This is a genomic window from Mycobacterium sp. (assembly GCF_019243155.1).
In the GTDB taxonomy this organism is placed as follows: domain Bacteria; phylum Actinomycetota; class Actinomycetes; order Mycobacteriales; family Mycobacteriaceae; genus Mycobacterium.
Genome location: NZ_JAFAUS010000365.1, coordinates 1 through 7,024 on the forward strand (window position 1 = coordinate 1; position 7,024 = coordinate 7,024).

Here is a 7,024-nt window from a genome sequence, read left to right on the forward strand (position 1 = left end):
GGTGATTTGCGCTACGCGACGAATCCGCGTGAGCAGAAATCCCATACCTCTTCGGGGTGATGGGATGGACCGTCGCGTCGTCATTGCCGCCGCTCGATTGCGCGATGAACATGACCGTCTGCATGGTCATGGCGGCCACCCGCTTGGCGTTGATGGTCGTGCGCAGGACGCCGGCCTCGTCGGCGGCTTCCATCAGCTCAGTCAGCAATGTCAGTAACGGCGCGTGCGCGATCTTGACCTCGGATGGGTGTGTGACCAGCAACCTGGGGGCAAAGTCGGTGAACAGCGGCCGCTTGGCCGTCGGGTCCGGGCGGGAGGCCTCGTATAGAAGCTGAACGGCGACCTTGAGGCGCTCCAGCGGATCGGTGTGGCTTTCGGTGGCGGCGCGGATCTGGTCGGCCGACCGGCTCAGCGCATCTTCGAACAGCGCCAGCAGCAACTCGTGCTTGCCGTCGAACTGCAGGTAGAAGCTGCGCAGCGACTGCCGGGACCGGTCCACGACCTCCTGGACGGTGAAGTCCGTGCTGCCTTTTTCGATGATGATGGCCTGCGCGGCGTCGAGGAAGCGCTGAACGCGTTGCGCGGCCCGCAATTTCGCGGTCTTGATGGACCGCTCGACGGCGCGCTGCTTCCAGGCCGGCTCTTCGCTTGGAGTGGTCACGGCCGACCCAGAAGATTGCCGCGAGGGGAGAACATGGTTGGACTCTACCGGAGAACGCCGTGACATCGCTGCGCTCGACCCCCTCACGGATCACGTGTCGGAGATTGTAACTTTCTTACCGCGAGAATACTATTCTCTTAGACGTGTGTATGGAAGCGGAATCGCAAGAGTGAACTACGCCGTCGGCGGAAATCATCATCTTCCGGCGGCGCGAGTGCTCTAGGACCCCACCGGGAAGTGACGTGCAGCTGACCTTTGACGCCGACGTTGAGGCGTTCCGAGCCGAATTTGTCGCTTTCTTGGACAGTCATCTGCCCGAGCTCTTCGGTTCGCCCGATGTGCTGAAGCGCCCGGGGTCAAGCTCCGACGTCCCGGACTGGGCGCGCCGGTGGCAGCGGTTGCTGTTCGACAACGGATGGTTGCTGCCCGGCAACCCGCCCGAGTTCGGCGGCCGCAATGCCTCGTTGTTGCAGCAATACGTGTACTCCGAGGAGTTGTCGCGTCGGCGGATGTACCAAAGCTTCAATCCGCAGGGCGTAGGCATCATCGCCGCGTCGGTGTTGTCGTTCGGCACGCCCGAGCAGAAACAGCGCTGGGCCATACCCATCCTGCGCGCCGAGATCACCGCATCGCTCGGCATGAGCGAACCCGGCGCGGGCTCGGATCTGGCGTCGCTGAAAACCCGTGCCGTGCGCTCGTCGGATTCGCAAGGCGACCACTTCGTGGTCAACGGACAGAAGGTGTGGACGTCGGGCGCCCACGACGCCGACGTGCTGTTGACATTCGTGCGTACCGACCCCGATGCGCCAAAACACAAGGGCATCAGCGCTTTACTGATACCGACCGACACCGAGGGCGTGGTACGCCGTCCGTTTGCGTCGGTGTCGGACCACGAAGACGTCGACTTCAACGAGGTCTTCTTCACCGACGTCCGGGTGCCGGCGGAGAACTTGGTGGGGGAGATCAACGAGGGCTGGCGGGTGGCAACCGGATCGCTCGGTCACGAACGCGCCATGCTCTGGATGGATTACGCCGACATGCTGCACGCGCTGTGTGTCGAATTCGGTCCGTCCGGGGCGTTGCAGCGGGATCGCTACGCCACCCTGGTGATGGATGGCTTCGCGATGCGGCTGATGGGGTCGGCTTCGCTGGCCAAGGCCGCGCGTGGGGAAGAGGATGTTCCCGCCCAGTCGGTGCTCAAGCTGCTGGGTTCGGAGGCGATGCAGCGCGCCTGCGAGGACGCGCTGAATGCCGAAGGGCCACAAGGGCTTGCGCTTCGCACGGTCACCGCACCGTTCGCGCCGTTGAATCTGGACAGCCACTACGGCAGCTGGTTCGACCGGTATGTGCGCACCTTCGCCGCGACCATCGCCGGCGGTACTTCAGAGATCCAGCGCAACATCATCGCCGCGCGAATCCTCGGCTTGCCGCGCAACTAGCCGCGCTCAGCAGTTGTTGGTGGCGGGGTTGTCCAGGCACCGCTGCAAACGGTCCGGATCCTGGGAATCCAGCCAGGCGTAGTAGCCGACGGCGATGAGTCCCGCCACGATCGCCACGACGCCCAACACCATGCCCGCTATGGCCGCCCGCGGATTGGTCGCTTCACCGCGACTGACCCGCCGCCGCGCGATATCACCGGTCAGCAGCGCCGCAATACCCAGGGGCACCCCGACCAGTAGCCAGCACGTGACGAGCGCCAGCCCGCCCAGGAGCAGCGAAGCCATGCCGACCTGGTTTCTCGGTGCCTCGGGATGAGCCATGTCTGCCAATCCTAGGGGTAGGTTCTCCTAGCAGAAACAGCCGAAAACCAGCGCCTGGACAAAATCGGAGTGTGTCACGTTGATTCGCGTCATTGCGTGGGGCATCGGCACTGTGGGCACCGAGACGATCATCGATCATCGACCATCGGCTTGATCTGAGCATCGTCGGCGCCCGCGTGTACTCGGAGGCCAAGAACGTCCGGTCGGCCAGCGTGGCCACCGCCATGCAGGTCCTGGCCGCCGTGCCGGCGGTCTGCGCCGCGCCGCCGGGCTTCGCCACCATGGCCGACCTGCCGTTGCTTAAGAGCCCGATCGGATTCGGCCACGGCTAGCGGCCTATAGCTGCGCCAGTCGGGGCGCAGATCCTTTGGCCCGCAACACCTTACCTGCCTCTTGAGTGAGTTCTCGGGCACTGCCGAGCAGGTTGTCCAAGATCAGGGCCCGCTTGACGTGGTGATGCAGGGCATGTTCGGCGGTGAACCCGATGCCGCCGAGCACCTGCTGGCAGTGCTTCGCGGCGGTCAGCGCCGCCTGGCCGGCAGCGGCTTTCGCCAGCAGACAAGCCAAGCCGTCCGGATCGTCGGATGCGTCCGCGGCGGTGTGCAGAGTCGCTTCGGCACCCTCGATCGCGACCAGGGTTTCGGCCAGTCGGTGCCGAATCGCCTGAAATGAACTGATGTGCCGGCCGAATTGGACTCGGTCCAAGGCGTGCTGTCGCGCGAGCGCAAGCATGGCGCGGCCGGCGCCGACCAGCCACCAGCCGAGTGCTTGCCGCCCGGCGGCAAGGCCGGCTTGCGCGGCCGAATCACCCTCTGCGACGGGATGTATCGGTAACTCGCTGTCGATCGCCGAACCCGGGATGTCTTCGCGTTTCCACACCACCCAGGAGCCTCCCGCGAACGGAAGCGGGGTGACACCGCCGGGTGCCCGTCCGGCCGAACGCAGCAGCACATCGTTGAGAACCGGCGCATGCGCTCTGGTTTCACCGAGCAGTCGAAACACCAGAGGTATTGCGATATCCGGGATTTCATCCAGCATCTCGTGCCAGCCGAGGTCGGCCAGAGCCGCGTCGAGCTTGGCGCCGGACGCTGAGCTCATCGCGGTGCGTATCGACTCTGCCAGCAGCCGAAACTCCTCGGAGTCTGTGGTCAGATCCACGATCACTCCTTGCCGAGGTCGAGCAGCCGGCGGGCGATGATGTTGCGCTGAATCTCGGCGGTCCCGCCGTAAATAGTCGACGCGCGTGAGTACAGGTACTCCGAGCGCCACGGCGTGTCGTCGAGCTCAAGATCGCCGGGCAGTAGGTCGCGCACGGTGTCGTATAGCCGTTGCTCGGCGGAGGCGAGCAACACCTTGTCGATCGAGGTGTCCGGGCCCAGCCGAGCTCCGTTCAGCAGCCGGTGCTGGGTATCGCGGGAGCGGCAACGCAAGGTGTGCAGCGCGAGATATGCCGCGCCCAGCTCGAATTCGTCGTGACCATCGTGCTGCGTGCCACCGGATACCTCGGCGATCAGCGCATCGAAGCGGGAGTAAAGGTAGGCGATCCGCTGCCAGAAACAGCTGGACCGCTCGTACGGCAGCAGGTCCATCGCGAGTTTCCAGCCGTCTCCCGGCTTGCCCAGCATTCGGCTCGTCGGGATCACCACGTCGTCGTAGTAGACCTCGCAGAACTCGTCGACCCCGTGCATCGTGCGCAGCGGCCGGATGGTGATGCCCGGCGAGTCCAGGTCGACGAAGAACGCGGTGATGCCGTCGTAGCCCGGCCCGGTGCGGGTGAGCAACACACAGCGCGTGGAGAACTGCGCGAAGCTGGTCCACACCTTCTGGCCGTTGACGATCCAGTTGTCGCCGTCCTGGACCGCCCGAGTCGTCAGCGACGCCAGGTCGCTGCCCGAGCCCGGCTCGGAAAAGCCTTGGCACCATTGCTCTTCACCGCGCAGCAGCCGCGGAACCATTTCTGCGGCGAGTTCCGGCGGGGCGTAGTCGATCATCGTGGGTGTGAGCACCTCGAGCATCGAGTAGGGGCCGGGCTCGGCCAGCCGCCGGCCCACCACCTCCTCGCCGACGATCGCGCGCAGTACGTCGGGACCGCCCAGCCCGCCGACTTCCTCCGGCCAGCCGTAGCGCATCCAGTCGGCGTCATACAGCGCCCTGCTGACGCGGGCGAACTGCTGCATATGGCCCTGCAGCGAGTGGTCGGCTCCGGGAGTCAGGTCATTCTCGTCGAGCCACTTACGCAGACCCGTCCGGAACTCCTCGACATTCACGGCTGTGGGCGGCCGATGGCGTGCGGTCGCCCGGAGTCGTGCACGCCGCTGCGGCGGATGAACGTCATGGCCCGGGTCTTCAGCCGCCATCCGTCGGCGGTGCGCAGGTAGGTGTCGCGGTAGTAGCCGATCCGCATGTCATGCGTGGAGCCGTCGATGAAGCACAACGGCTGGGTGCCGGTGGCAGAGTCGCCGTCCAGGTTTTCGACCAGCGCGGTTCCGGTGAGGAACAAGCCTTTTGGCGCCGCGGCCACCAACTCGGGAAACCTGTCCAGCTTGTACGTCGATCCGAAGGCGCTGTAGGTGCCGTCGGGCGTGAAGACACCGATCAGTCCGCCGATGTCTTCCTGGGTGATGGTGACGGCATACCGGGCGAGCAGCTGCTGGATCTCGACCAGGTCCTCACTTCTGGTTGGCATAAACCTTGCCGCCTTTCATGACGAAGCTGACGTTGCGGGTAACCGTGATGTCTTGCAACGGATTTCCCGGCACCGCGATGATGTCGGCGAGCTGGTCCTTCGCCAGCCGACCACGGTCGGTGACGTTGATCAAGTCGGCCGCGGTGGTCGTGGCCGCGCGCAGCACCGCCAGCGGCGGCATGCCCCATTCGACCAGCGTGACCAGTTCATCGGCGTTCTTGCCGTGTGGGATCGCCGGCGCATCGGTGCCGACCGCGATCTTCACGCCTGCCTCGTAGGCCGCCTTGATCGATGTCTCCGCCTTCGGGAACATCTCGGCGGCCTTGTCCTGCAACTCCTTCGGGGCGCGGGATACGTCCATCGCCTGGGCGAGCCGTCGGGTGGTCACCAGGAACCGGTCGTTGTCGACCAGCATCTGGATGGCCTCGTCGTCCATCAGGAAGCCGTGTTCGATGCAGTCGATACCGCACGCGACCGCATGCTTGACCGCTTCCGCCCCATGCGTGTGCGCGGCGACGCGTAGTCCGCGCCGGTGCGCCTCGTCGACGATCGCGCGCAGTTCCTCGTCCGAATAGTGTTGTGCGCCAGCCTCACCCGTCAACGACATCACACCGCCGGAAACACACACCTTGATCAATTGGGCGCCGTGCTTGATCTGGTATCGCACGGCCTTGCGGATCTCGTCGACGCCGTTGGCGATGCCCTCTTCGACGGTGAGATCGAGTGCGCCCGGCATGAACGCGGCGAACATCGTCGGGTCCAGGTGCCCACCGGTCGGCGTGATCGCGTGCCCGGCCGGAACGATTCGCGGCCCGTCGATCCACCCCGCGTCGATGGCCTTGCCCAGGGCGACGTCGAGCAGGTAGCCGCCGGTCTTCACGAACAGGCCGAGGTTGCGCACCGTGGTGAAACCGGCGCGCAGCGTGCGTCGGGCGTTGCCGACCGCACGCAGCACCCGCGTCGGGGGGTCGTCCTGAACCTGGGAAAGCCCGGGCGTCTCGCCGCGCCCACCCATCAGGAGGTTGACTTCCATGTCCATCAGGCCGGGCAGCAGGATCTGATCGCCGAGATCGATCACGTCACCTTCGACGCCGCCACCGACACCGACGATGCGGTCGCCGTCAACCCGCAGGATTCCGGGCGAGACGATTTCGCCGGCGTCGACGTCCAACAGCCCAGCGGCCTTGAGCGTCAACACAGCTCAGATCACCGGCTCCCGAATCACTTCCACCCACGCCGCACCGCTGTCGGGCACCCGCGGCTGCTTCCAAGCCTCGATCGGGAACGACACCATCACCAGCGACTGCATGATGTGCATCAGGCTTTTCGCGTCGTCCGGGAGATCGTCCATCGGAAACTTGTCGCAGTATTCGATCACGTCGTTCAGCTTAGGGAATGCGACGTCGTAGAACGCTTGCATCTCGGCCATCGTCGAGGCCAGCCGCTTGGCGTATCGCTCGGGCTCGGTGGCCAGATCCCAATCCAAATATGGCTCCAGGGCAGCGAATTCAGACGGTAGCGCCATTGCGCTGGTACTCCTTCACGTAGTCACCGGTGGTCTTGTGCAGGTGGCGGATCAGGACTTCCTGGTCGCACAGCAGGAACTCCTTGACCGCGCGGGTGCCGATCATGGTCTGGGTGGCTTCCAGGGTGTTGGCGTCCTGCAGCGCGTACTCCTTGAACGTCACCGCGGCCAGCTCCTGGGCCAGGCGCTCGCGGGCGTTCTTCGGCGGCACGAAATACAGCGACGACTCGAAGATGTGCTTGTCGACCGCGGTCGGCCAGTAGTGGTAGGTCAGGTACCAGCCCGGCTCCCAGATCAGCAGCATGAAGTTCGGGTAGAACAGCCACGAGTCGATGCCCCACTGCGGCACCCGCTTTACGTTGACGCCCGGCGGCAGCTCGAAGTTCTGCATG

At 65.1% G+C, this 7,024-nt stretch carries 8 protein-coding genes and 2 pseudogenes; 2 read left to right on the forward strand and 8 right to left on the reverse strand.

Features of this window, described 5'->3' with window-relative positions:
* Nucleotides 1–11: 11 nt before the first annotated feature.
* Nucleotides 12–661: pseudogene (locus tag JOZ00_RS18815) on the reverse strand (TetR/AcrR family transcriptional regulator).
* Nucleotides 662–903: 242 nt separating this feature from the next.
* Between JOZ00_RS18815 and JOZ00_RS18820 the strand changes: the two are divergent.
* A complete protein-coding gene (locus JOZ00_RS18820) occupies nt 904–2,100 on the forward strand; it encodes an acyl-CoA dehydrogenase family protein (RefSeq protein WP_293346292.1) in 1,197 nt (398 codons plus the stop codon).
* 6 nt (nt 2,101–2,106) lie between these two features.
* On the opposite strand, the gene JOZ00_RS18825 is transcribed toward JOZ00_RS18820, so the two are convergent.
* Nucleotides 2,107–2,421, reverse strand: a complete 315-nt coding sequence (locus tag JOZ00_RS18825) for a DUF4190 domain-containing protein (protein ID WP_293346294.1) — start codon at nt 2,419–2,421, stop codon at nt 2,107–2,109.
* A gap of 188 nt (nt 2,422–2,609) precedes the next feature.
* Between JOZ00_RS18825 and JOZ00_RS18830 the strand changes: the two are divergent.
* A pseudogene (locus JOZ00_RS18830) lies at nt 2,610–2,753 on the forward strand (dihydrodipicolinate reductase); the annotation flags it as partial.
* A gap of 4 nt (nt 2,754–2,757) precedes the next feature.
* Here JOZ00_RS18830 and JOZ00_RS18835 read toward each other — a convergent pair.
* From JOZ00_RS18835 to JOZ00_RS18860, 6 genes are all read right to left on the reverse strand, one after another.
* The gene (locus tag JOZ00_RS18835; protein WP_293346296.1) at nt 2,758–3,579 is read right to left on the reverse strand and encodes an acyl-CoA dehydrogenase family protein; all 822 of its coding nucleotides are present in this window, start codon (nt 3,577–3,579) and stop codon (nt 2,758–2,760) included.
* A 2-nt stretch (nt 3,580–3,581) separates the two neighbouring features.
* Complete coding sequence (locus JOZ00_RS18840; RefSeq protein ID WP_293346298.1) at nt 3,582–4,688, reverse strand: acyl-CoA dehydrogenase family protein; 1,107 nt, start codon at nt 4,686–4,688, stop codon at nt 3,582–3,584.
* Nucleotides 4,685–5,107 (reverse strand): nuclear transport factor 2 family protein, encoded by a 423-nt coding sequence (locus JOZ00_RS18845; RefSeq protein ID WP_293346300.1) that lies wholly within the window; start codon nt 5,105–5,107, stop codon nt 4,685–4,687. Before JOZ00_RS18845 ends, JOZ00_RS18840 begins: the two co-directional genes overlap by 4 nt.
* Nucleotides 5,091–6,305 carry an amidohydrolase family protein gene (locus JOZ00_RS18850; RefSeq protein ID WP_293346302.1) on the reverse strand — a complete coding sequence of 405 codons (1,215 nt, stop codon included), beginning with the start codon at nt 6,303–6,305 and terminating at the stop codon, nt 5,091–5,093. The genes JOZ00_RS18845 and JOZ00_RS18850 overlap by 17 nt, the downstream gene beginning before the upstream one ends.
* A 3-nt stretch (nt 6,306–6,308) precedes the next feature.
* Nucleotides 6,309–6,632 (reverse strand): hypothetical protein, encoded by a 324-nt coding sequence (locus JOZ00_RS18855; RefSeq protein ID WP_293346304.1) that lies wholly within the window; start codon nt 6,630–6,632, stop codon nt 6,309–6,311.
* The coding region (locus tag JOZ00_RS18860; protein WP_293346306.1) for an RHO alpha subunit C-terminal catalytic domain-containing protein at nt 6,616–7,024 on the reverse strand (409 nt) is incomplete at its 5' end. The genes JOZ00_RS18855 and JOZ00_RS18860, both read right to left, overlap by 17 nt.